Genomic DNA, 23,408 nt, shown 5'->3' with positions numbered 1-23,408 from the left:
ATGAGTGATCGAGTGGAGGCGAAAAGATTACTTTTCGACCACAGCAAACAGATCGTCTTCCTTCATCACCAGCAGCTCGTCGCCCTTGACCTTGACGGTCTGGCCCGAGTACTTGCCGAACAGAACGCGGTCACCGACCTTCACGTTCAGGGCGATCAGCTCGCCCTTGTCGTTCTTCTTGCCGGGGCCAACGGCCAGCACTTCACCTTGATCGGGCTTTTCAGCAGCGTTGTCGGGGATCACGATGCCGGAAGCGGTCGTGGTTTCGCTTTCAATACGCTTGACGATCACGCGATCGTGCAGAGGGCGAAGGTTCATTGCAATGCTCCTGTTTTCAGAAAAAAGCTGACGTACCGGGCACCTGGCCACCCAGGTGCTTCCAAACTACAGCAGGCGCAGTGCTGTTAGCACTCGCCTGCAGTGAGTGCTAATGATACGGGCATTTATGGCGTTTTCAAGACACCGGAGCGGATGGCGGGGGTGTCAAACCTCGGCAACCTGCAGTGGGCTGCAAGGTGGGCGTGCCGGGAACCCGACGGCACGGGAGAGGCAACGCCGCGCGGACTTCTCTTTCAGCGCGGCGCTTTTGCAGGCTTTTAGCCGCGCCGCTCCGGCTTGACCGCCAGCGCCACCACCGCGATGCCGGCGGCGACGATCAAGGCGTCTTCGATCAGGCCGCTGCGGGTCTGGCCCATGCGGGTCATGGCTTTCTTGCGGGCGTCCAGCGTGACATATGCCAGGGGGACTGCCGTGGCAACGGCTGCCAGGGCCCCGGCGCGCTCCCGCCCGCGCGGGGCCAGGGCGGCGCCCGCGATGCCCGCGCTCATCACGCGCGCCAGCAACCCCAGGGGCACGGTTCGGTCGGGCGCGGTCTTCATCTTGTCGCCCGCCAGCTCACCGGCACCCATGGCGAGGGCGCCGTACTTGAAAAGCGGCCGGTCCAGCAGGGCGAGCGTGCCGGGCGTGGCGCGACCCAGGAGGCGTGCCGCCGACAGAGTGGCCATGGGCGTCATGGACCGTGCGCTGGCGATGGCGCCGATGAGGGCCGACCACAGGAGGGTAGGGACTTTCATGCTGGATGGACAGGGCAGGGTGGAAAAAAGGTACGGAAGAAGCGGTGGCGGGTGATCAGCCCAGCGGCTTCCAGACGGGAGGCTCGGGCTCGGGGAAGCGCAGCGGTTCGCGGGGTGAGCGCAATGCCGCCTCCCACTGCCGCAGGCGCTTCAACGCCCTGGGCTTGATCAACGTTGGGCCGGTGCGGTGTTGCTGGTTCATGGCTGTCTCCCGAAAAAGAGGTGGCTTGACGGTTTGTTCATTGAACGCTGCCCCCCCACTGCGCCGCGTCAGACAACGCTGGCGGCCCGCATCGGCCAGGCACCCGTTTCCAGCGATAAAGAAGACGCACGCCCGCAGCGCCGCGACAAATCCGAAATGGCACGCGGCGCTCAGCCAGGCGGAAGGCGTTGAACGGGCACATCGGGTTTCTTGAGAATGGTGATCGTCCCGTCGACTTCCAGAAACGCGTACTGCATGGATTGCAATTCGCAGTCTGCGGCGCGCAGCGCTTGCCGAAGGTCGGACACCGGCACGCGCTGGGCCTTCAGTGCCTTGTGCAGGATCTGCCCGTCGCGGCCCACCAGCACCGGGTCACCTTCCAGCAGCGTGTGAACCTTGGTGCTGTGCGCCGTCAGGGTGGCTGTAAGGGCGTTGAGAGACACGAGCACGGTGGCACTGATCAGGCCTGCGGCGAGGGAGTCGTCGCCACCCGACAGCGTGTTGGACACCGACTCGCTGAGCAGCATCACCACCAGCAGGTCGAATGGCGTGAACTGGCCGACCGTTCTGCGGCCCGACAGCCGGATGAGCAGCAGCAAAAAGGCATAAACCACGGCGGCGCGCACCGCCAGCTCCCACCACGCAATCTGGGGCAGCCACATGGACGCCTTACCCGTGCGCAGGCGCTGGTTGACGCAACAGCCACATGCCCGCAGGTGTGGAGTCGTGCAGGGGTATCAATGCCATGGGATAGGTCACTCCTCAAGGGTCAGCGGCGGTCAGGCGCTGATGGTGGAGTGACCGCTCGGCCGCGTCTGTAGGACCGCGTACCTGCTGTTCGTGCGGCGCCTGCGGGCAAGCACCGACCGGGTTGCACAACGCGTCTTGACTATGGCAGCCCCGAGGCCTCGCTCGACAACACCGAGCGTCCCTTGGGCGTGATGGCAAGCACGCGGGCAAACTGCATGTCGGATGCCGGATTGGGCAGCATCACCGACACCAGATCCGCCGCCCGCAGCACCCTCAATTTGTCGATGTGATCTACCTGCTTCACGGTCATGGGAAGTTCAGCCTGGGCAATTTCGCGCAAATATTCAAATGGCATGGCAGGGTCTCCCGGGTGGGTGGCGGAGCGTTGCATTGTGAAACTCTCGCGCAACAATGTGGTAACAAATGCGGATGTCCCCAGAGACTCCGGGGGAGTCGCAGCGGGCGGGTCAAAGCGTGACCGGGCGGTGCCCAGCGCAACTGGGCGGTCGAGAGGGTGAGCGCGGCAGTTGGTCCCGACAGCCGCCGTGCGTTTAGGTCCCCTGGATGCCCGCACTCCGACGACTTGCGCTGCGGCTGTCCTACGCGCGTGGGCGCGATCGGGCACTAACTTGTGGTCTTTCTCCCGCAACTTCAGGAGTACCGCCATGAGTGACGACAAGACACAGGTCGCCCACGACCGCGAACTGATCAGCCTGAGCGAGCCTTACGAGGTGCGCGACTGGACCAACAGTCTGGCCGTGTCGGAGGCAGAGCTGCGCGAGGCTGTGGCGGCGGTAGGACCGTCCGCCGACAAGGTGCGCGAGTACCTGGCATCGCACTGAGCGCGACGCCCATGGCCCGCGATACCAAGGACTCCGGAAAGGCACCGACGTCCACCCGCACGATGTGGAAGGGTGCGATCAGCTTCGGGCTGGTGCACATCCCCGTGGGTTTGTATTCGGCCACCACCAGTTCGGGCATCGACTTTGACTGGCTCGACAAGCGCTCGATGCAGCCGGTGGGCTACAAGCGGGTGAACAAGGTCACGGGCAAGGAAATCGCGAGCGCCGATATCGTCAAGGGTGTGGAATACGAAGATGGCCGCTATGTGGTGCTGTCGCCCGATGAGATTGCGGCTGCGTACCCGAAGGTGACCCAGACGATCGAGATCGAGGCCTTCCTCGATGCCGACGAAATCCCGTTTGTCTATCTGGAGCGGCCCTACTACACCGCGCCCCTCAAGCGCGGAGAAAAGGTCTATGCGCTGCTGCGCGAAGCGCTGCGCAAGAGCAATAAGGTGGGCGTGGCCAAGGTGGTGATCCAGTCCAAGCAACACCTGGCGGTGCTCATTCCCTGCGGGCGCGCGTTGATATTGAACCTGCTGCGCTGGGGGGGTGAGATCCGCTCGTTCGAGCAATTGCAGCTGCCGCCCCTGGATGCCAAGGCCGCCGGCATCAAGGACGCGGAGCTGACCATGGCGATGCAGCTCATCGACGACATGACGCAGGCCTGGGACGCCGACAATTTCCGCAACTCCTTCGCCGAGCAGATCCATGCGCTGGTGGAGCAGAAGGTGGCGGCCGGCCATGTCGAGGACGTGGCCAAGGTGCCGGATGCAGCGCCCTCCGCCTCTGGCGGGGCCGAAGTTCTGGACCTGACAGCGCTGCTCAAGCGCAGCCTGGAGGGCAAGACGGGCCGGGCGCTTGCCAAGGATGGCGATGTGGCCTCGGTCACGCCCCTGCGCTCGGGCGAGAGCAAGGCCGCGCCCGCCAAGGCGGGCACCGCGCGCAAGACCGCCAAGGCCCCGGCCGCCCCTGCCCGCAAGTCGGCGAAGACATCAAAGCCGGCAAAGAATGCCGCTGGTGCCCGGCCCGCTTCGCGCAAGCCGGCATCCGGTCAAGCTGCTGCCGCGAAGAAGGGGACGCGCCGTGCCGCCTGACCGTGGCGGCGAGGCACCAAAGGATGCGCTGGCGCCCTACCGCAGCAAGCGCAACTTTGCCCGTACCCCCGAGCCTGCAGACGGCGGCACCCCTGGCGGGGCGCAGCTGCAGTTCGTGGTGCAAAAGCACTGGGCCAGCCGGCTGCACTACGACTTCCGGCTGGAGCTGGGCGGCACCATGAAAAGCTGGGCCGTGCCCAACGGCCCGAGCTACGACCCCACCGACAAACGCATGGCCGTGCAGGTGGAAGACCATCCGCTGGCCTACAACGACTTCGAAGGCCAGATCCCCCCAGGCCAGTACGGTGCGGGCAGGGTCATCATCTGGGACCGGGGGCACTGGGAGCCGGAGGGCGACCCGCACGAGGGCTACCGCAGCGGCAAGCTCAAGTTCCGCCTGCTCGGACACAAGCTGCAGGGCCATTGGACGCTGGTGCGGATGCACGGGCGCGCCGACGAGCGCCAGCCGCCGTGGCTGCTCATCAAGGAACGCGATGGGCACGCGCGGCCCGTCAGCACATTCAGCGTAGTGGACGAGATGCCCGACAGCGTGTCCGCCCTGCCTTTGCCCCAGACGGCGGCGCGCACATCCCCCGCCGCTGCCCGCGCAAGCGTAAGCGTGGGCGAGCGTGTGCGGGCCGCACCGCGCAAGAAGGCCGCCCGCCTCGCCGCGCTGCCCCGGCAGCTGTCCCCCTCCCTGGCCACCCTCGCGTCCGCCCCCCCGCCAGAGCCGGATACGTGGGTGTGGGAGCTCAAGTTCGATGGCTACCGCATGCTGGCCCGCGTGGACGATGGCGGCAGCGTGCAGCTCTTCACCCGCAATGGGCACGACTGGACCGACAAGATGCCGGAACTCGCGCGCAGCATCGGCCGCCTGCCGGTCACCTCCGCGTGGGTGGATGGTGAAGTGATTGCGCTCGATGCCCATGGCATACCCGACTTTCAGGCGCTGCAGAACGCGTTCGACACCGAGGCCACCGCACGGCTGGTGTTCTATGCGTTCGATCTGCCGTTCGCTGACGGTGAGGACTTGCGGGGCCTGCCGGTGGTGGAGCGTCGCGCGCGCCTGCAGGCCCTGTTTGCGGGCGATCCTGCGCCGCAATCGGTGCGCTTCAGCGAAGCCTTCGAGGCCGCGCCCGACGATCTGGTGGCGTCTGCCTGCCAGCTCGGTTTTGAAGGCGTGATCGGCAAACGCAAGACCAGCGCCTACGCATCCCGGCGCACGGCCGACTGGATCAAGCTCAAATGTTCCCACCGCCAGGAATTCGTGATCGGCGGGTACACCGACCCCCAGGGCGCGCGAGCGGGCTTTGGCTCGCTGCTGCTCGGCGTTCATGACGCTGGCGGTGCGCTGCGGTATGCCGGCAATGTGGGAACGGGCTTCAGCGACAGGCTGCTGGCCGACCTGCACGCGCGCCTCGCGCGCCTGAAGGTGGCGAAGAGCCCGTTCAAGAACCCCGAAGCCATCGACAAGAAGGCGCACTGGGTGAAGCCCGAGCTGGTCGCGGAAGTGGCCTTTGCCGATTGGACGAACGAGGGACGCATCCGCCACGCCGTCTTCAAAGGCCTGCGCAGCGACAAGCCGCCCCAGGACATCCGCCAGGAAACCCCCGTGCCTGCAGAGCCAAAGGGCCTGCGCGCAACAGACCAAAACCCCATGACCACCGCAGCAGCAGCAACAAAGACCACCCAGGCCGCCCCAGCCCGCAAGCAATCCGCCAGCGCAAACAGCACGGTGGGCACCTTGCGCGTCTCCCATGCCGACCGTGTCATCGACCCTTCTACCGGCACGACCAAGCTGGACCTGGTGCGCTACTACGCCACCGTGGCACCGCTGCTGTTGCCGCATCTGAAAGGGCGGCCGGTGTCCCTGGTGCGGGCGCCGGAAGGGGTGGAGGGCGAGCTGTTTTTTCAGAAGCACTGGGAGGCCGGACGGGTGGACGGGGTGCAGCAGCTGCCCCAGGCGCTGAACCCCGAACACCCCCCGCTGCTGGAGGTCACCCAGGCCGAAGGCCTGCTGTCGGCGGCCCAGCTGAACACCGCCGAGTTCCACACCTGGAATGCGCGCAAGGACCGCATCGACCGGCCGGACCGCATCACCTTCGACCTGGACCCGGGGGAGGGCGTGCCCTGGGCGCATGTGCAGGAGGCCGCCACGCTGGTGCACCTCATGCTGACCGAGTTGGGGCTTCCCGCGTTCCTGAAGACCAGCGGCGGCAAGGGCCTGCATGTGGTGGTGCCCATCAAGCGCCTGCATGGCTGGGACACGGTGAAGGGCTTCAGCCAGGCCGTGGTGCAGCATCTGGCGCGCACGATTCCGCAGCGTTTTGTCGCCAAGAGCGGACCGCGCAACCGGGTGGGCAAGATATTCGTGGACTATCTGCGCAACGGATTCGGCGCCACCACCGCGAGCGCGTGGACGGCACGGGCGCGGCCGGGAATGGGGGTGTCGGTGCCCGTGGCCTGGTCCGAGCTGGACAAGATCACCCACGGCGCCCACTGGACCGTGCAGACCGTGGGGCGCCGGCTGCGCACCGGCAATGGCCCCTGGCATGGCTACGACCAGGCGGCGGTCACCCTGTCGCCCGCCATCAAGGCGCTGGGCGGGCTGCGCGAGGCGGGCTGATCGCGCGGCTTGGGTTCGCGGCCGCAGCACACGTTACGGGGGATGCGCCCGTCACAGGAACTGCGCGCGCACGCCCACGATGATTCGCCGCCCGGCGGCAGGTTCGAAAAAGCGGCCGTTGCCATCGTTCACGATCAACGTGCCTGCGTAGTGTTTGTTGAACACGTTGTCCAGCCGGGCCCATAGCTGCCAGCGGGTGGTGTGTGCGCCCGTTGCCTGCGCGCTGCCGACGCGGTAGGCGGCGTGCAGCCCCCACACCGCAAAGCCCGGTGCCTGCTGGCTGTTGAGGTCGTTGGCAAACACCGCGCTGGACGCGTGCACGATGGCGCCCAGCCGCCACTGCGGGGTGGGCGCATAGTCCAGCGCCAATTGCGCCGTGTGCCGCGCCGTGCCCGGCAGGCGGTTGCCCGCAGCAATCGCTGCCCCTCCCGCGCCGGTGAACGCATCGCCGAAGCGCGCATCCAGATAGGTGTAGCTGGCGCGGGGCGACCAGGTGCCCATGGACGCGCGCCAGGCCAGCTCCAGCCCCCGGCGCCGCACGTTGTCCACGTTCTGGAACACGGAGCGGCCATTGACCGTGGCGACCGGCACGATCTCGCCCTGGCTGCGTGTGTCGAACCAGGCCATGTCCACCTCATGCCCGCCTTTGCGCCATTTGGCCCCCAGCTCCCACTGGCGGCTGCGCGCGGCCGACAGCCCGTAGTTGGGGCCGCTGTTGTCCAGGCCGTAGGCCATCTCGGACAGCGTGGGCGTCTCAAAGCCACGCCCTGCGTTGGCATAAACGTTGAGATGCTCGCTGGCGCTCCACACCAGGCCGGCGGTGGGGCTGGTGTGGCGCCAGGTGCGGCTGCCGCTGTCGTCGGGGTTGCTCGGCGTGACATGGCGATCGTCGATGCCCACGCGCACCTGGCTCGTGCGCACACCTGCCATGGCGCGCCAGCGGGGTGTGAGCCACGCATCGACCTGGGCAAATGCGTCGGTGTTGGATGCGCTGTCGTGTTCGTCGCGCCGCACTGCGCCGCTGGCGCCTGCGTTGTTCACGAAGCCCCGGCGGTGCTCCGCCAGCCGATGCGCCTCCAGGCCCGCTGTCAGGGTCAGTGGCAGGCCGGAGGCGCGCCGCACCGACCGGGTCCAGGAGGCGGCGGCGCCGTGGTAGGCCCGGTCCAGGTCCACCACGCCGCCCGAGCTGTTGGCGGCCTCGCCGCTGAAGCCGAGGAATTGCGTGAGCTGCCGGGTGCCTCCATACGCGCGCAACTGCAGCGTGTCGGTGTCGCTGAGCTGGTGGTCCACCACCAGGCCCAGCTGGTTCTGCCCCACGGCCTTGCGGGTGCCGAAGGCCGCAGTGGCGGCGACGGCCTGGCGTGGGTTGGCGGCAAACTGAGCGCGCGTCAGGCCCAAGGGGTCCAGCGCCAGGGGCTGGTCGTACAGGTTCACCAGGCCGGTGATGCGGGTCCGCGCACCCGTCTGGGCCACCACCTTGGTATTCAGGTGGGTTCGCCGCGCGGCACTGTGGTCGCGCCACCCCTCGGTGTCGAAATGGGACACCCCCACCAGGCCTGCAAGCCGCTGGTCGCCGAAGTCGAACGACGCCTCGGCCAGCCGCTGGCCGAACGAACCCAGGCCCAGGCCGACCTGCGCGCCGCCCCCGGGCCGCGGGTCGCGGGTGGTGACCTGCACCACGCCCCCTGCCGCATTGCCATAGCGCTGCGCAAACGGGCCGCGCAGCACCTCCACCTGCGACGCGGTCGGCAGGTGGGCCGTGGCCGCCTGGCCCTGGCCGTCGGGCATGGATGCGGGGATGCCGTCCACCACGACGCGAACGCCCCGCACGCCGAAGGTCGACCGGGATCCAAACCCGCGCACTGCGATCTGCAGGTCCTGCGCATAGTTGCCACGGTCGGTGGCCACCACGCCGGGCTGGCCCGCCAGCACTTCGGACAGGTGCACCAATGGCGTGGTGGCGGTGAAGCCGTCCACCGCCATGCTGCTGTGGCTGGCTGCGCTGTCAAAACGCTGCTGGGCCTCGGTGCTGTCCAGCACCTCCACGGCGGGCAGGGTGGGGGTGTGCGGGGCAGTGTCGCCCTGCTGCGCGTGCGCGGCCATCTGCACCAGCGTGCTGCCGGCCAGGGCGGCAACACGGCGCGCCCATGCGTTGGGAGCGCCTCGGGGCAGCTTGCCGCTCACGGCGTCTTGCGGCTCATTGCGCGCGGCCCACGCGCCAGATCACGTTGCCGACATCATCGGCCACCAGCAACGCACCCTTGGCATCCAGGGCCACACCCACGGGTCGGCCGTAGGCATTGCCGTCCTTACTCAGAAAGCCCGTGAGGAACGGCTGCGGCGCGCCCGCAGGGCGGCCTTGCGCAAACGGGACAAACACCACGTTGTAGCCCGCAAGGTCCTTGCGGTTCCACGAGCCGTGCTGGCCGATGAAGGCGCCGCTGGCGTACTCGGCGGGCATGCGGCTGTCGGAGAACGCGAGGCCCAGCGGGGCGACATGGGCGCCCAGGCCGTAGTCGGGCGCGATGGCCTTGACCACCATGTCGGGATTGGGGGGCTTGACCCGGGTGTCCACGTTCTTGCCCCAATAGCTCCAGGGCCAGCCGTAGAAGGCCCCGTCCTTGACCGAGGTGAGGTAGTCCGGCACCAGGTCGTTGCCCAGCTCGTCCCGCTCGTTCACCACCGTCCACAGCGTTTTGCTCTGCGGCTCCCAGCCCATGCCGTTGGGGTTGCGCAGGCCGGTGGCAAACAGACGCTTGTTGCCCGTGGCCACGTCCACTTCCCAGATTGCAGCGCGTCCCTGCTCGGACTCCATGCCGTTGTCGCCGATGTTGCTGTTGGAGCCCACGGTGGCGTAGAGCTTGCTGCCGTCGGGGCTGGCAATGATGTTCTTGGTCCAGTGGTGGTTGGCACCGGCCGGCAGGTCCGTCACCTTGGTGGGGGTGGCCGTGATCGTCGTCTGGCCGGTCTGGTAGGCCACCTTGACAATGCCATCGGCGTTGGCGATGTAGAGCTGGTCCCCCACCAGCGCCATCCCGAACGGCGAGAACAGATCTTTCATAAAAACCGTGCGGGTTTCGGCAATGCCGTCGCCGTTGCCGTCGCGCAGCAGGGTGATGCGATTGGCACTGGGCGTGCCGGCTCCTGCGCGCTTCATCACCAAGCCCATCGCCATGCCGCGCAGCCCTTCTGCATGCACATTCTTCGCGCCTTCGGCCGGGGGCGGCTTGTTGGCCTCGGCCACCAGCACATCGCCATTGGGCAGCACATACACCCAGCGCGGATGGTCCAGCCCGGACGCCAACGCCGTCACCTTGAAGCCTGCAGGTGCCTGGGGCTGTGTGCCTTCGGGCCAGCCCTTGGCAGGTGCGATGTTCACGGTGGGAATCAGGCCGTCCTTGTCGGGCGCGGGCAGCTGTGGGTTGAGCCCCACGCCCATGCTGGACGTACCCGCCGCGCCTTGTGCGAACGCGGTGCTGAGCGGGGCCGCCAGCGCGAGCAGCAGGCACGGTGCCCAGCGGGCGCGCGAGGGGGCGGACAAGCGCGCCAGCAGGTGGCGGCGAAGAGGGGGAGAGAGACGGTGGGACGGCATAGGCATAGCGCGGCAGTATGGGCAGCTGCCGCCCGGGGGGATGTAGGCCGATGCCGCATGCCATCTGAACCGGCGATTGCAAGGCGACACTGCTCGTAGCGGCGCCATTGCTCATGGCGTCAGGCACACGCGGCGCCCAGCATCAGATCCAGGTTCTGCACCGCAGCGCCCGATGCGCCCTTGCCCAGGTTGTCGAACACGGCGGAAAGCAGCACCTGCCCGTGCCGCGCGTTGGCGTGCACGCCCAGCCGCAGCTGGTTGGTGCCGTTGAGCGCCTGCGGGTCGAGGCGCTCCGTGGCTTCGGCCTCGGCGGGGGGCATCACGTCGACGTGCGCCGCCCCGGCATAGTGGCGGACCAGGCAGTCATGCAGCGCCGCGCCGGTGGCGTGGCGGGGCAGTTGCCGCAGCAGCAGCGCAATGGTCAGCACGATGCCTTGGCGGAACGCGCCGTAGGCCGGCACGAAGACCGGGCGCTCGGACAAGCCGGCGTGCAGCGCGATCTCGGGCGTGTGCTTGTGCTCCAGCGCCAGGCCGTACACCTGGAACGCGGGTGCCAAGGTGGATTGCGGCCCCTCGTGCGCCTGCACCTGCGCGCGGCCGCCGCCCGAGTAGCCCGACACCGCGTGGATCACCACCCCATGGTCGGGCGGTACCAGCCCGGCCTGCACCAGGGGGCGCAGCAGCGCGATGGCGCCGGTGGGGTAGCAGCCCGGGTTGGTCACGCGCCGCGCTGCGGCGATGCGTGCGCTCTGCGCCGCCTCCATCTCGGGCAGGCCGTACACCCAGCCCGGCTCGGTGCGGTGCGCCGAGCTGGCGTCGATCACGCGCACGGCGGGGTTGGCGATGGCGGCCACGGCCTCGCGCGCCGCCGCGTCGGGCAGGCACAGGATGGCGATGTCGCACTGGTTCAGCGCTTCGGCGCGGCGCACGGGGTTCTTGCGTTCGGCATCGGGCAGGGTCAGCAATTGCAGGTCGGCGCGGCCCTGCAGTCGGCTGTGGATCTGCAGGCCGGTGGTGCCCTGGTCGCCGTCTACAAAGACAAGAGGGGGGTGGCTCATGAATGCACAAAGCTCCGAAGTGAGACCCCTGGGGGGCCAAGAAGGGGAAAGGGCCCGCATCTTCCCCCTGCCCGTAAACTAAGAAAAGTTGAATTTCATAAACAAGTCATTCAGAAAAGCTGAACCCCATGCGCGAACTGAGTCTGGACCGCCTGCGCACCCTCGTCGCCATTGCCGACCTGGGTTCCTTTGCCGAAGCCGCACGTGTGCTGCACCTCGCGCCGCCCACGGTGAGCCTGCACGTGGCCGACCTGGAAGCGCACATCGGCGCGCCCCTGCTGGTGCGCAAGCGCAACGAGGTGCGGCCTTCGGGCGCAGGCGACGTGCTGGTGGAGCGGGCGCGGCGCCTGCTGGCCGACGCGGACGAAACCCTGGCGATGGTGCAGCGCCAGGTGCAGGGGCTGGAGGGGCGGGTGCGGTTGGGCGCATCCACGGGCGCCATCGCGCACCTGCTGCCGCGCGCGCTGGAAGAGCTGGCGCACCAGCACCCGGGCATCGACGTGCAGGTGGCCGTGCTCACCACGCAGGAGACCTTGGCGCGCCTGGCCAGCGGTGCGCTGGACGTGGGGCTGGTGGCCGGCTCAGGCGCCGCGCGCCAGGGCACCGTGCCCGGCGTGACGGTGCAGCCCTGGCGGCGCGACCCGGTGATGGCCTTCGTGCCTGCGCGCTGGGCGGTGCCTGCTCGGGCCACGCCGCGCTGGCTGGCCGCGCAGCCGCTCATCCTCAACGACGAGGGCACCAGCCTGTCGCGCCTGGTGGGGGAATGGTTTGCGCGGGCGGGCGAACACCCGAAGGCCCGCATCGAGCTCAACTACAACGACGCCATCAAGAGCCTGGTGGCCGCAGGCTATGGCGCGACCCTGCTGCCGCAGGAAGCACCGGCCGACGGGCCGCGCGACCCGCGCATCGCCACCTTGCCGCTGCGCCCCGCCCTGTGGCGGCCCCTGGGCCTGGCCCACCGCAGCGGCCCGGTGGAGCGCACCACCCAGCACGTGCTGGACGTGCTGTGGCGGCAGAAGCAGGTGTGAATGCAATGGCGCGGCGAAAAAATATGGATAAAAATGCCGCTCGGCGCTTACTGATAAACGGCTTGTAGCTATGAAAATTGTAGTGAACGGCCTGTGCGACGCCTTCGGGCGGTGAACCCGCGCCGCAGGCCGCCTCAGCCTGCCGAGTCGGGCGCCAGGGCGCTCAGCACCATGCGCACGATCAGTTCTTCGGCCTTGTCGTAGTCGCGCTCCGTGAGGGCGGGCTTGCCCAGCAGCAGCGCAAACTGGGCCTCCTGCTCGGCATAGGCCTGGGTGACCGACCAGATGATGAACATCAGGTGCGTGAAGTTGACCTTGGCAATGCGCCCTTCGCGGGCCCAGCGCTCAAACGTACGCACCTCGGTCTTCAGCAGTGGTCCCACGCGCTCGGTGATGGCCCGGCCATACCGTGGGGCACCCGCGATCACCTCCTTGGTGAACACCTTGGCGCCCTGGGGCCGCACGCGCGAATACTGCAGCTTGGCGCGGATGTAGCGGCGCAGAGCCTGCTGGGGGTCGTCGCTGTGCGACAGGTCTTCCATGCCCGCCAGCCACTGGGTCAGCACATCGTCCAGCACCTGCTGGTACAGCGCTTCCTTGCTCGGAAAGTAGTACAGCAGGTTGTGGCGGCTGATGCCGATGGCGGCCGCAATGTTCTCCAGCGACGCACCTTCAAACCCGAACTGCGCGAAATGGTTCTCGGCCTCGGCCAGGATGGCCTGCTCCTTCAAGAGGCGTGACGCGGTGGGCGAGCGGGGGGCGGGTTCATCGGCCGCAGGGGCCGGAGCGGGGACGTCGGCCGCCGCAGCGGTGCGCTGCTTTCTGGGGCGGCGGGGGGCAGGGCGGGCGTCCTGGGGCAGTCGGGCGTCGGTCATCGCACCATTGTGGAACAAGCACAGCGCCAAAAACTGGCAAAGGGCTGGCAAGGGCTGCCAATACGTGCGCCATTCCTCACCAAAACATCGCACGCGGCTGGCATGGCGATTGCTGTAGGGATTTTACCAATTGGTAAATTTTTACGCGTTGGTAAATTGAATTCAAACGCAGGGCACCGCAGCGCACGCCGCCGCGGGCACCTTCATCCCTCAGCGAGGCCCACGATGAAACCTCCGAAGTTTGCGCACCCCGGCGCCCCGGCCGGCGCGGCGCTGCAGCCGCCCCATGCTGCGCGCAGCCGCAGTGCTGCGGCCCCGCGCGCCATGGCGCGTGTCGGCATCCCTTGTGCACAACCGGGCGCGCATGTGCATCCACGGCGCCCGGGTACCTGACCCGACCCCCCACCCTGATCCCTTCGGAGGACAACTGATGGACACTCCCGCAAGCCGTGCCTGCGGCATTCACGCCGCACGCCTGAACCTGGCCGACTACGCCGTCCACTTCGGTGACGCGCATCCGCCGCTGACCCGCCCCCAGGCGCTGATCGAGGCCGAGCGCTGCTATTACTGCCACGACGCGCCCTGCGCCACGGCCTGCCCCACGGGCATCGACATCCCCTCGTTCATCCACCGCATCGCGCAGGACAACAACCGCGGCGCCGCCCGCGCCATCCTCACGGCCAACCCGCTGGGTGGCATGTGCGCCCGCGTGTGCCCCACCGAGGTGCTGTGCGAAGAGGCCTGCGTGCGCAACACCAACGAGGACAAGCCGGTGGAGATCGGCGCGCTGCAGCGCTACGCCACCGATGCATACTTTGCCAACCCGGGCGCGCCGCTGTTCCAGCGCGCGGCGTCCACAGGCAAGCGCGTGGCCGTGGTGGGTGCGGGGCCGGCGGGCCTGGCCTGCGCGCACGGCCTGGCGGTTCGGGGGCACGACGTGGTGCTGTTCGATGCGCGCCCCAAGCTCGGCGGCCTGAACGAATACGGCCTTGCCAGCTACAAGACGGCGGGCGACTTCGCCCAGAAGGAAGTGGACTGGCTGCTGTCCATCGGCGGCATCGAGCCGCGCACCGGCCAGCAGCTGGGCCGCGACGTCACGCTCGACAGCCTGCTGGCCGATTTCGATGCCGTCTTCCTGGGCCTGGGCCTGCAGGGCGTGAATGCGCTGGGCGTGGCCGAGCCCACGGCCGCCGGCCTGCCAGGCTTGAGGAATGCGGTGGACTTCATTGCCGAGCTGCGCCAGAGCACCGACCTGTCCACCCTGCCCGTGGGCCGCCGCGTGGTGGTGATTGGCGGCGGCATGACGGCGGTGGACGCCGCCGTGCAATCGCGCAAGCTGGGCGCCGAAGAAGTCACCATCGTCTACCGCCGCGGCGCGGAGGCCATGTCCGCCTCGGTGGTGGAGCAGCAGTGGGCGCAGACGAACGGCGTCACCATCCGCCACTGGGCCGCGCCGCAGGAGGTGCTGTGCGAGAACGGCGCAGTGACGGGCGTGCGCTTTGCCGCCACCGCGCTGCGCGGCGGCAAGCTGGTCGAGACCGGCGAAACGTTCACCCTGGCTGCCGACATGGTGCTCAAGGCCATCGGCCAGACCTATGTGGCCGAGCCTGCGGGCGCGGCGATCGCACTGCAGGGCGGGCGCATCGCCACCGACGACCAGGGTCGCACCAGCGTGGCGCGCGTGTGGGCCGGCGGCGACTGCCGCGTGGGCGGGCGCGACCTCACCGTGGAGGCCGTGGAGCACGGCAAGGTGGCCGCAGTCTCCATCCATGAAGCGCTGAGCGTGCCCGTGGCACTCGTGGCCTGACGTCGTCAACTGCAATTCACGGGAGCACCCCATGGCAGACATTCGCAGCAATTTTCTGGGCATCCAAAGCCCCAACCCCTTCTGGCTGGCCTCCGCACCACCCACCGACAAAGAGATCAACGTCACCCGCGCCTTCGAGGCCGGCTGGGGCGGCGTGGTGTGGAAGACGCTGGGCGAAGACCCGGCCGTGGTCAACGTCAACGGCCCGCGCTACTCCACGCTCATGTCGCAGGACCGCCGCGTGATCGGGCTGAACAACATCGAGCTGATCACCGACCGGCCACTGCAGACCAACCTTGAAGAGATCAAGCGTGTCAAGCGCAACTGGCCCGACCGCGCCATGATCGTCTCGCTGATGGTGCCCTGCGTGGAGGACAGCTGGAAGCGCATCCTGCCCATGGTGGAAGACACGGGCGCCGATGGTATCGAGTTGAATTTCGGCTGCCCGCATGGCATGAGCGAGCGCGGCATGGGCGCGGCGGTGGGCCAGGTGCCCGAATACATCCAGATGGTCACCGCCTGGTGCAAGCACTACAGCCGCCTGCCCGTGATCGTCAAGCTCACCCCCAACATCACCGACGTGCGCCAACCCGCGCGCGCGGCCAAGGCGGGCGGGGCCGATGCGGTGTCGCTGATCAACACCATCAACTCCATCATGGGCGTGGACCTGGACCGCATGACCATGTCGCCCAGCACCGATGGCTGGGGTTCGCACGGCGGCTACTGCGGCCCGGCCGTCAAGCCCATCGCCCTGAACATGGTGGCCGAGATCGCGCGCGACGCGCAGACGGCCGGCCTGCCCATCAGCGGCATCGGCGGCATCACCACCTGGCGCGACGCGGCCGAATACATCGCGCTGGGCTGCGGCACGGTGCAGGTGTGCACGGCGGCCATGGTGTATGGCTTCAAGATCGTGCAGGACATGTGCGACGGGCTGTCGAACTTCATGGACGACCATGGCTACGCCACGCTGGACGACTTCCAGGGACGGGCCGTGCCCACGGTGAAGGACTGGAAGAACCTCAACCTCAACCACATCGAAAAAGCCGTCATCAACCAGGACGCCTGCATCCAGTGCGGCCGCTGCCACGTGGTGTGCGAAGACACCTCGCACCAGGCCATCACCTTCACCAAGGACGGCGGCGTGCGCAAGTTCGAGATCAACGAGGCCGAGTGCGTGGGCTGCAACCTGTGTGTGTCCATCTGCCCCGTGCCCGAGTGCATCACCATGCGCGCATTGGAGCCCGGCGAGGTCGATGCCCGCACCGGCGTGGCCGTGACGGGCGAATACGCCAACTGGACCACGCACCCGAACAACCCGCAGCGGGTGGCCGCGTGATCGCAGCGACGCTGCGGCGCGCACAGCGATGCAGCGCTTTCGCAACAGCGTGTGCTGCGCTGCATCTGGTGCAGTTCTTGCGTGGCCGATAGCATCGCTCGCTTCCTTTTCCCGCCGTCTGCCAGCGTGAGGGCGCCCCGGCAGGCGGCGGGTTGTGTGCAACCCCAATGACGTCAACGACGAGAGGAGTACAGGCATGACCAACAGTACCGGCAGCGCCGCCCAGATGGCGGGGCACATGCCCGGCGCAGCAAGCAACACGCTCGCTAATGAAGATTTGCTCCCCACCACCGCGGCCCAGCGCCATTGGGGCTGGAAGGACTACGCCGCCCTGTGGGTGGGCATGGTCGTGTGCGTGCCCACGTACACCATGGCCAGCTCGATGCTGGACCAGGGCTTCTCCTGGCAGATGGCGGTGTGGCTCGTCTTCTTGGCCAACTGCATCGTGCTGGTGCCCATGGTGCTGATCGGCCGTGTCGGCCCCAAGCACGGCATTCCGTTCCCGGTGCTCGCGCGCGCCTCGTTCGGCGTCAAGGGCGCCAACCTGCCGGCCGTGCTGCGCGGACTGGTGGCCTGCGGCTGGTTCTCCATCAACTGCTACTTTGGCGCGCTGGCGCTGCACGGTTTTCTCAACATCCTGGGCATGGGCCTCGCGGGGCCGGCAGACGGGCAGACCATCAGCACCTCGCAGTTCGTCTGCTTCCTGGCCTTCTGGGCCGTGCACATCTACTTCATCTGGAAGGGCCCCGAGTCCATCCGCAAGCTGGAGGTGATCGCCGCGCCGCTGATGATCATTGCGTCCATCGTGCTGGTGGTGGTGCTGCTGAGCAAGGTGCCGCCCAGCCAGTTGTTCAACCTGCCGGCCAAGGTGGTCGAGGGCGGGCCCAAGACCTGGGCCGCGCTGACCGGCCTGGTGGGCTTCTGGGCCACGCTGGCGCTGAACATCCCCGACTTCACGCGCTTTGCGAAGTCGCAAAAGGACCAGGTCGTGGGCCAGGCCATCGGCCTGCCGATTCCCATGGCGCTGTTCTCCATGGTGGGCGTGATCGGCTTCTCGGCCTCGGCCATCCTGTATGGCAAGGCCCAGCTGTTTCCGGACGGCCTGCTCACGCAAATGGGCAGCGTCGCCGCCGGTGTGGGCCTGCTGGTGATCCTGCTGGCCAACCTGACGACCAACGTGGCGGCCAATCTGGTGTCGCCTTCGTACGACTTCAGCCAGGTGGCGCCGTCCAAGATCAGCTTTCGCACCGGCGGCCTGATCGCGGCGGTGATCGGCCTCTTGTTCATGCCCTGGAAGCTGCTGGCCACCTCGGGCGGCTACCTGTTCACCTGGCTGGGCGGCTACGGCACGCTGCTGGGCGCCATTGCCGGCATCCTGCTGGTGGACTACTACCTGGTGCGCAAGACCGAGCTGAAGGTGGACGACCTGTACCGGCGCGACGGCGCCTACGAGTACAGCGGTGGCTGGAACATGCAGGCCCTCATCGCCTTTGCGCTGGGCGTGCTGCCCTGCCTGCCGGGTTACCTGGCCGTGTCGGGCGTGGTGGAGAAGGCTTCGGTCCCGCCGCTGCTGCTGGGCCTGTTCGACTTCGGCTGGTTCTTCAGCCTGGCCGTGGCCGGCACCTACTACTACCTGACCGCCAAGAAGAAGTAGCCCCCAAGACCCTGCCGGGGCCTGGTGCCCGGGCAGGGTCTTTTTTCTTGTTGTCCTGATCTGCACCCTGAAGGAGACCCCCATGAGCCAAGCCCTTGTGATCCGCGGTGGCACCGTGGTCAATGCCGACCGTGAACAGAAGGCCGATGTGCTGTGCGTGGACGGCCGCATCGTCGCCGTGGGCGAGGGCGCAGCGGCACAGGCCCCCGCGGGAGCAGAGGTGCTCGATGCCAGCGGCCAGTACGTGCTGCCCGGCGGCATCGACCCCCACACCCACATGCAGCTGCCGTTCATGGGCACGGTCACCATGGACGACTTCTTCACCGGCACCGCCGCTGCGCTGGCGGGCGGCACCACGAGCATCATCGACTTCGTGATCCCCGATCCGCAGGAGCCGCTGATGGACGCCTACCGCAAGTGGCGCGGCTGGGCCGAAAAGTCGGCGGCCGACTATTCCTTTCACGTCGCCGTCACCTGGTGGAGCGAGCAGGTGCACGCCGACATGGCCACGCTGGTGCACGACGAGGGCGTGAACAGCTTCAAGCACTTCATGGCCTACAAGAACGCCATCATGTGCGACGACGAAACCCTGGTGAACAGCTTCAAGCGCGCACTCGAACTCGGGGCCATGCCCACCGTGCATGCCGAAAACGGCGAGCTGGTCTACCTGCTGCAGCAAGAGGTGGCCAAGATGGGCATCACCGGCCCCGAGGGCCACCCGCTGTCGCGCCCGCCCATGGTCGAGGCCGAAGCCGCCAACCGCGCCATCGCCATTGCCGACGTGCTGGGCGTGCCCATCTACGTGGTGCACGTGAGCTGCATCGAGTCGGCCGACGCCATTGCCCGCGCCCGTGCGCGCGGCCAGCGCGTGTACGGCGAGGTGCTGGCGGGCCACCTGCTGGTGGACGACAGCGTCTACCGCGACCCCGATTTCGCCAAGGCAGCCGCCTATGTGATGAGCCCGCCCTTCCGCCCCAAGGGCCACCAGGAGGCGCTGTGGCGCGGCCTGCAGTCGGGCCAGCTGCACACCACGGCCACCGACCACTGCACCTTCTGTGCCGCACAAAAGGCCATGGGCAAGGAGAACTTCGCGAAGATTCCGAACGGCACGGGCGGCGTGGAAGAGCGCATGGCCGCACTGTGGGATGGCGGCGTGAACACAGGGCGACTCACGCCCAGCGAGTTCGTGGCCATCACCTCGGCCAACGCAGCCAAGCTGTTCAACATCTACCCGCGCAAGGGCTTCATCGGCGAGGGCGCCGACGCCGACCTGGTGCTGTGGGACCCCGAAGGCACCAAGACCTTCTCGGCCAAGACGCAGTTCAGCAAGGGCGACTTCAACATCTTCGAAGGCCGCACGGTGCGTGGCATCCCCAGCCACACCGTGAGCCAGGGGCGCGTGGTGTTTGCCAACGGCGACCTGCGCGCCGAGCAGGGCACAGGCCGCTACCTCAAGCGCCCCGCGTTCGGTGCCAACTTCCAGGCCGTGCAAAAGCGCGCGCAGGACCTTGCACCCACAGCGGTTGCCCGCTGAACCGACGGCTGGTTTCGTTTTAAAGGCGGACAACCCCCCAAACCGTTCAGCCTGAGCCTGTCGAAGGCCGTCACCAGCCCCGGCTTCGACAGGCTCAGCCCGAACGGTAGTGCCTGAACCGGCATTTCAGACATCCCCGGAGAACCCCATGGACACCCAAGTCAAACCCAACATCGAGAACCTGCGCATCAACGGCCAGCGCCTGTGGGATTCGCTGATGGAACTGGCGCAGATTGGCGCCACCCCCAAGGGCGGCGTGTGCCGCCTGACCCTCACCGACCTGGACAAGCAGGGCCGCGACCTGGTCACCCGCTGGGCCCGCGAAGCCGGCATGACCGTGACCATCGACAAGATCGGCAACGGCTTCATGCGCCGCCCGGGCCGCAACAACAGCCTGCCGCCCATCATGACCGGCAGCCACATCGACACGCAGCCCACGGGCGGCAAGTTCGATGGCAACTATGGCGTGCTGGCGGGTATCGAGGTGGTGCGCACCCTGAACGACCACGGCATCGAGACCGAAGCCCCCATTGAGGTGGCCTTCTGGACCAACGAGGAAGGTTCGCGCTTCGTGCCGGTGATGATGGGCTCGGGCGTGTTCGCCAAGGCCTTCACGCTGGAGCATGCCTACGCCGCCACCGACACCGAGGGCAAGACCGTGAAGGGCGAGCTGGAGCGCATCGGCTACATCGGCGACCAGGAGCCCGGCGACCACCCCATCGGCGCCTATTTTGAAACCCACATCGAGCAAGGCCCGGTGCTGGAAGACAACGACAAGACCATCGGCGTGGTCAGCGGCGTGCTGGGCATCCGCTGGTACGACTGCACCGTGACCGGCATGGAAGCCCACGCAGGCCCCACGCCCATGGCGCTGCGCAAGGACGCGCTGCAGGTGGCCGCGCAGCTGATGCAGGAAGTGGTGGCCTGCGCCCACCGCCACCCGCCGCATGGCCGCGGCACGGTGGGCATGGTGCAGGTGCACCCCAACAGCCGCAACGTGATTCCGGGCCAGGTCAAGTTCAGCATCGACCTGCGCAACGCCACCGACGCCGAGTGCGACAGCATGGACAAGGACATCCGCGGCGTGGCGGCGCGCATCAGCGCCGAATCGGGCCTGCCCATCCAGATCGACCTGGTCTCCAACTACCCGGCCCAGGTGTTCCACCCCGACTGCGTGGACGCGGTGGGCCGCGCCGCCGCCAAGCTGGGCTACAGCCACATGCCCGCCGTGTCGGGTGCGGGGCACGATGCCGTGTACATGGCGCGCCTCGCGCCAGCCGGCATGGTCTTCATCCCCTGCAAGGACGGCATCAGCCACAACGAGATCGAAGATGCCAAGCCCGAGCACATCGAGGCCGGCTGCAACGTGCTGCTGCACGCCATGCTGGAGCGGGCGCAGGTGTGAGCTATAAAAATAATAGCTGCATATCATTGTGGGATAAGCGCTAAGGGCATTTTTTGCCACGATTTTCTGCTGAACGCAGTCGACGCTGTCGACCGATGGGCATCGTGGGTGCGTGAATCTGCCCCGTGGCGGCACGGCGCAGTGGGGGCGGCGTGCGCGGCGGTGCTGCTGCGGGCCATGGTGGCCGCTGGGGGAGTAGTAATACTGAGCTGGACATGCGGCGCCGCTGTGCGAAGATGCGCTGCATCCCACTGTGTCCCGCTTGTCGCGCACCGCCGCGGCATTTTTTGTGTCCATTCCCCCCATGTTGCTGCGACCCCCATCGTTCTTGCCGCGCGCACCCCGGGTGCCGGGCTCCGGGCCGGTATGAGCGTGTCTGCGCCCGCACCGGCAGCGCGCCTGCCGGCGGACCGCCAGCCCAGCGCCGCTGCGCTGGCCGAGCGCGCCGAACGCTATGCGCCGCTGGAGTGGCTGTCGCGCCCGGTCTGGGTCTTCGACATTGACGGGCGCTGCGTGCACTGGGCCAACACCCCGGCGCTGGGCGTGTGGCACGCCGATACCCTGGCCGAGCTGTGCGGGCGCGACATGGGCAGCGACATGTCGGAATCGGTGCAGCAGCGGCTCGCGCAGTACCAGCATGATTTCCTGCTGCACCGCGATGCGAGCTTCAATGAGCACTGGACCCTGTACCCCGGCGGGGTGCCGGTGTCGCTGAACGTGCGGTTCAGCGGCCACCGCCTGCCCGATGGCCGCATGAGCATGCTGTGCGAGGCCGCGACCCTGGGCGCCGTGGCGCCGGAGTCGCTGCGGTCGGTGGAGGCCCTGCTGCACACCGCGGTGATGATCACGCTGTATGCCCAGAACGGCGAGCCCCTGTACCGCAACCCGGCCGCCCGCGCGGCCGTGCTCGCTCCGGGCGAGCGGCTGCAGGAGCGCATCGCCAACCCGGCGGCGTATGCGGCGCTCATGCGCAGCCTGCAGCAGCAGGGCGTGGCCACGCTGACCCTGGCCCTGCGCACGCCCGGCGGCGAGCGCTGGCACGAGCTGTCGGCACGCCGCTGCAACGACGCCGTGACGGGCCAGGAGGCCGTGCTGGTCAGCGAGGCCGACATCACCGCCATCAAGCACACCGAAGAGCGGGCCAACTACCAGTCGCTGCATGACGGACTCACCGGCCTGCCCAACCGCGCGCACTTCACCCAGCGCTTTGCGCGGGCGGTGGAGGATGCCCGCGCGCAGTCCATGGAGGCCGCGCTGCTGCTGATCGACCTGGACCAGTTCAAGGACGTGAACGACACGCTGGGCCATGTGGCGGGCGACGAACTGTTGGTGGCCACGGCGCAGCGCCTGCGCCAGGCCCGCCACGGCACCGAAGTGGTGGCCCGCTGGGGCGGCGACGAGTTTCTGGTGCTCATCACGTCCCCGCGCATCCGCGAAGACCTGGACGCGCTGCACGAACGCATCTCGGTGGCGCTGGCCGCCCCGCTCACCGTGGCGGGCACGCAGCTGCGTGTCACATCGAGCATCGGCGTGGCGCTGTACCCGCAGGACGGCGACACCATCGAAATGCTGCTGCGCAATGCCGACCTGGCCATGTATGCCGCCAAGGAGCGCGGGCGCAACACCATGGTGTATTTCGACGGCAGCCTGGCCGAAACGGTGCGCAGCCGCACCGAGCTGGAAAAGGAGCTGCGCCTGGCGCTGGAGCGCGAGGAGTTCGAGGTGTATTACCAGCCCCGCGTGGACGTGGCCACCAACACCATCCGCGCCGTGGAGGCGCTGGTGCGCTGGAACCACCCGCGCCTGGGGCTGGTGCCACCCGCCGAGTTCATTCCCGCGTGCGAGAGCATGGGGCTGATCGGCGTGCTGGGGTTGCGCGTGCTGTCGCAGGCGGCGCGCCAGCAGGTGGCCTGGGCCGCGCAGGGCCGCGATCTGGTGGTGTCGGTCAACCTCTCGCCGCGGCAGTTTGCCTCGCCCGGCCTGCTGCACGACATCACCGGCGTGCTGCGCCAGGCCGGCGTGAACCCCGCGCGCATGGAGCTGGAGATCACCGAGTCCATCCTGATGGGCGAAGACCAGCATGTGCTGGGCGTGCTGCGCGAGCTGTCGGCGCTGGGCCTGACCATTGCGCTGGACGACTTCGGCACGGGCTATTCGAACCTGGCCTACCTGCAGCGCTTTCCCATCCACACCCTCAAGATCGACAAGACCTTCATCCAGGCCCCCGACGCCAACCGCTCACTGGCCGACCTGATCGTCTCGTTGTCCACCCTGATGAAGCTCACCGCCGTGGCCGAAGGCGTGGAGACGCAGGAGCAGCTCGACTGGGTGGCAGGCCGGGGCATTGCGCAATACCAGGGATACCTGTATGCGCGGCCCATGCCGGTGGGGGCGTTCACCGAGTGGCTGCGCAGCCACCCCTGAGCACCCTAGGAGTCTGCGCGGCAGAAGGAGCATCGGCTGCACCGCGCGATAAACCGGTCTCGCGCGGTACTACCGCCTGCGCCCAGGGGGCCACCCTGGGCT

Annotated in this window: 19 protein-coding genes; 10 read left to right on the top strand and 9 right to left on the bottom strand. The window is 68.0% G+C overall.

Going from position 1 to position 23,408, the window contains the following annotated elements; translation table 11 throughout:
• Positions 1–27: 27 nt before the first annotated feature.
• The 5 genes from ACOQFS_RS09495 to ACOQFS_RS09475 all read right to left on the bottom strand — a co-directional run bounded on the left by ACOQFS_RS09495 (position 28) and on the right by ACOQFS_RS09475 (position 2,380).
• A complete protein-coding gene (locus tag ACOQFS_RS09495; protein WP_005799501.1) occupies positions 28–318 on the bottom strand; it encodes a co-chaperone GroES in 291 nt (96 codons plus the stop codon).
• 278 nt (positions 319–596) lie between these two features.
• On the bottom strand, positions 597–1,073 hold the full coding sequence (locus tag ACOQFS_RS09490; protein ID WP_421562651.1) for a hypothetical protein: 477 nt from the start codon (positions 1,071–1,073) through the stop codon (positions 597–599).
• Positions 1,074–1,128: 55 nt separating this feature from the next.
• Positions 1,129–1,275 (bottom strand): hypothetical protein, encoded by a 147-nt coding sequence (locus tag ACOQFS_RS09485; RefSeq protein WP_421562650.1) that lies wholly within the window; start codon positions 1,273–1,275, stop codon positions 1,129–1,131.
• Between the two features lie 170 nt (positions 1,276–1,445).
• Positions 1,446–1,937 (bottom strand): DUF421 domain-containing protein, encoded by a 492-nt coding sequence (locus ACOQFS_RS09480; RefSeq protein ID WP_421562649.1) that lies wholly within the window; start codon positions 1,935–1,937, stop codon positions 1,446–1,448.
• A gap of 227 nt (positions 1,938–2,164) precedes the next feature.
• Entirely contained in the window at positions 2,165–2,380 is a 216-nt protein-coding gene (locus ACOQFS_RS09475; RefSeq protein WP_421562648.1) for a hypothetical protein, read from the bottom strand.
• A 310-nt stretch (positions 2,381–2,690) separates the two neighbouring features.
• On the opposite strand from ACOQFS_RS09475, the gene ACOQFS_RS09470 reads away from it, so the two are divergent.
• Genes ACOQFS_RS09470 through ligD form a run of 3 tightly spaced genes read left to right on the top strand, consistent with a single transcriptional unit; the run spans position 2,691 to position 6,590 of the window.
• Positions 2,691–2,867, top strand: coding sequence for a DUF3606 domain-containing protein (locus ACOQFS_RS09470; protein ID WP_421562647.1), 177 nt, complete (start codon positions 2,691–2,693; stop codon positions 2,865–2,867).
• Positions 2,868–2,878: 11 nt separating this feature from the next.
• On the top strand, positions 2,879–3,964 hold the full coding sequence (locus ACOQFS_RS09465) for a Ku protein (RefSeq protein ID WP_421562646.1): 1,086 nt from the start codon (positions 2,879–2,881) through the stop codon (positions 3,962–3,964).
• On the top strand, positions 3,879–6,590 hold the full coding sequence (gene ligD, locus ACOQFS_RS09460) for a DNA ligase D (RefSeq protein ID WP_421562645.1): 2,712 nt from the start codon (positions 3,879–3,881) through the stop codon (positions 6,588–6,590). Before ACOQFS_RS09465 ends, ligD begins: the two co-directional genes overlap by 86 nt.
• Before the next feature lie 51 nt (positions 6,591–6,641).
• Here ligD and ACOQFS_RS09455 read toward each other — a convergent pair whose 3' ends face one another.
• From ACOQFS_RS09455 to argC, 3 genes are all read right to left on the bottom strand, one after another.
• The gene (locus ACOQFS_RS09455) at positions 6,642–8,693 is read right to left on the bottom strand and encodes a TonB-dependent receptor family protein (RefSeq protein ID WP_421562665.1); all 2,052 of its coding nucleotides are present in this window, start codon (positions 8,691–8,693) and stop codon (positions 6,642–6,644) included.
• A gap of 94 nt (positions 8,694–8,787) precedes the next feature.
• Entirely contained in the window at positions 8,788–10,131 is a 1,344-nt protein-coding gene (locus ACOQFS_RS09450) for a PQQ-dependent sugar dehydrogenase (RefSeq protein ID WP_421562644.1), read from the bottom strand.
• A 170-nt stretch (positions 10,132–10,301) separates the two neighbouring features.
• Positions 10,302–11,240: an N-acetyl-gamma-glutamyl-phosphate reductase gene (gene argC / locus ACOQFS_RS09445; protein ID WP_421562643.1), complete on the bottom strand. Its 939-nt coding sequence runs from the start codon at positions 11,238–11,240 to the stop codon at positions 10,302–10,304.
• 128 nt (positions 11,241–11,368) lie between these two features.
• Between argC and ACOQFS_RS09440 the strand changes: the two genes are divergently transcribed.
• Positions 11,369–12,268, top strand: a complete 900-nt coding sequence (locus ACOQFS_RS09440) for a LysR family transcriptional regulator (RefSeq protein WP_421562642.1) — start codon at positions 11,369–11,371, stop codon at positions 12,266–12,268.
• A gap of 134 nt (positions 12,269–12,402) precedes the next feature.
• Here ACOQFS_RS09440 and ACOQFS_RS09435 read toward each other — a convergent pair whose 3' ends face one another.
• Positions 12,403–13,143 (bottom strand): TetR/AcrR family transcriptional regulator, encoded by a 741-nt coding sequence (locus tag ACOQFS_RS09435; RefSeq protein ID WP_421562641.1) that lies wholly within the window; start codon positions 13,141–13,143, stop codon positions 12,403–12,405.
• 430 nt (positions 13,144–13,573) lie between these two features.
• Between ACOQFS_RS09435 and ACOQFS_RS09430 the strand changes: the two genes are divergently transcribed.
• The 6 genes from ACOQFS_RS09430 (at position 13,574) to ACOQFS_RS09405 (ending at position 23,306) form a co-directional block, all read left to right on the top strand.
• Positions 13,574–14,950 carry an NAD(P)-dependent oxidoreductase gene (locus tag ACOQFS_RS09430; RefSeq protein WP_421562640.1) on the top strand — a complete coding sequence of 459 codons (1,377 nt, stop codon included), beginning with the start codon at positions 13,574–13,576 and terminating at the stop codon, positions 14,948–14,950.
• Between the two features lie 31 nt (positions 14,951–14,981).
• Complete coding sequence (preA, locus tag ACOQFS_RS09425) at positions 14,982–16,289, top strand: NAD-dependent dihydropyrimidine dehydrogenase subunit PreA (protein ID WP_421562639.1); 1,308 nt, start codon at positions 14,982–14,984, stop codon at positions 16,287–16,289.
• 196 nt (positions 16,290–16,485) lie between these two features.
• The gene (locus ACOQFS_RS09420) at positions 16,486–17,943 is read left to right on the top strand and encodes an NCS1 family nucleobase:cation symporter-1 (protein WP_421562638.1); all 1,458 of its coding nucleotides are present in this window, start codon (positions 16,486–16,488) and stop codon (positions 17,941–17,943) included.
• A gap of 82 nt (positions 17,944–18,025) precedes the next feature.
• Positions 18,026–19,477 carry a dihydropyrimidinase gene (gene hydA, locus ACOQFS_RS09415; RefSeq protein ID WP_421562637.1) on the top strand — a complete coding sequence of 484 codons (1,452 nt, stop codon included), beginning with the start codon at positions 18,026–18,028 and terminating at the stop codon, positions 19,475–19,477.
• A gap of 148 nt (positions 19,478–19,625) precedes the next feature.
• Positions 19,626–20,882 carry a Zn-dependent hydrolase gene (locus tag ACOQFS_RS09410; protein ID WP_421562636.1) on the top strand — a complete coding sequence of 419 codons (1,257 nt, stop codon included), beginning with the start codon at positions 19,626–19,628 and terminating at the stop codon, positions 20,880–20,882.
• 366 nt (positions 20,883–21,248) lie between these two features.
• Positions 21,249–23,306, top strand: a complete 2,058-nt coding sequence (locus ACOQFS_RS09405; protein ID WP_421562635.1) for a putative bifunctional diguanylate cyclase/phosphodiesterase — start codon at positions 21,249–21,251, stop codon at positions 23,304–23,306.
• Positions 23,307–23,408 lie beyond the last annotated feature (102 nt).

Origin of the sequence: Paracidovorax sp. MALMAid1276 (genome assembly GCF_049198005.1) — a bacterium.
GTDB lineage: Bacteria > Pseudomonadota > Gammaproteobacteria > Burkholderiales > Burkholderiaceae_C > Acidovorax.
The sequence above is the reverse complement of the archived record's forward strand: the minus strand, read 5'-3'. Positions and strand labels throughout refer to the sequence as shown.

Excerpts from the sequence above, each read along its gene's own strand:
- ACOQFS_RS09495 (WP_005799501.1), bottom strand. The coding sequence starts at position 318 with ATGAACCTTCGCCCTCTGCACGATCGCGTGATCGTCAAGCGTATTGAA.
- ACOQFS_RS09490 (WP_421562651.1), bottom strand. The coding sequence starts at position 1,073 with ATGAAAGTCCCTACCCTCCTGTGGTCGGCCCTCATCGGCGCCATCGCC.
- ACOQFS_RS09485 (WP_421562650.1), bottom strand. The coding sequence starts at position 1,275 with ATGAACCAGCAACACCGCACCGGCCCAACGTTGATCAAGCCCAGGGCG.
- ACOQFS_RS09480 (WP_421562649.1), bottom strand. The coding sequence starts at position 1,937 with ATGTGGCTGCCCCAGATTGCGTGGTGGGAGCTGGCGGTGCGCGCCGCC.
- ACOQFS_RS09475 (WP_421562648.1), bottom strand. The coding sequence starts at position 2,380 with ATGCCATTTGAATATTTGCGCGAAATTGCCCAGGCTGAACTTCCCATG.
- ACOQFS_RS09470 (WP_421562647.1), top strand. The coding sequence starts at position 2,691 with ATGAGTGACGACAAGACACAGGTCGCCCACGACCGCGAACTGATCAGC.
- ACOQFS_RS09465 (WP_421562646.1), top strand. The coding sequence starts at position 2,879 with ATGGCCCGCGATACCAAGGACTCCGGAAAGGCACCGACGTCCACCCGC.
- ligD (WP_421562645.1), top strand. The coding sequence starts at position 3,879 with ATGCCGCTGGTGCCCGGCCCGCTTCGCGCAAGCCGGCATCCGGTCAAG.
- ACOQFS_RS09455 (WP_421562665.1), bottom strand. The coding sequence starts at position 8,693 with ATGGCCGCGCACGCGCAGCAGGGCGACACTGCCCCGCACACCCCCACC.
- argC (WP_421562643.1), bottom strand. The coding sequence starts at position 11,240 with ATGAGCCACCCCCCTCTTGTCTTTGTAGACGGCGACCAGGGCACCACC.
- ACOQFS_RS09440 (WP_421562642.1), top strand. The coding sequence starts at position 11,369 with ATGCGCGAACTGAGTCTGGACCGCCTGCGCACCCTCGTCGCCATTGCC.
- ACOQFS_RS09435 (WP_421562641.1), bottom strand. The coding sequence starts at position 13,143 with ATGACCGACGCCCGACTGCCCCAGGACGCCCGCCCTGCCCCCCGCCGC.
- ACOQFS_RS09430 (WP_421562640.1), top strand. The coding sequence starts at position 13,574 with ATGGACACTCCCGCAAGCCGTGCCTGCGGCATTCACGCCGCACGCCTG.
- preA (WP_421562639.1), top strand. The coding sequence starts at position 14,982 with ATGGCAGACATTCGCAGCAATTTTCTGGGCATCCAAAGCCCCAACCCC.
- ACOQFS_RS09420 (WP_421562638.1), top strand. The coding sequence starts at position 16,486 with ATGACCAACAGTACCGGCAGCGCCGCCCAGATGGCGGGGCACATGCCC.
- hydA (WP_421562637.1), top strand. The coding sequence starts at position 18,026 with ATGAGCCAAGCCCTTGTGATCCGCGGTGGCACCGTGGTCAATGCCGAC.
- ACOQFS_RS09410 (WP_421562636.1), top strand. The coding sequence starts at position 19,626 with ATGGACACCCAAGTCAAACCCAACATCGAGAACCTGCGCATCAACGGC.
- ACOQFS_RS09405 (WP_421562635.1), top strand. The coding sequence starts at position 21,249 with ATGAGCGTGTCTGCGCCCGCACCGGCAGCGCGCCTGCCGGCGGACCGC.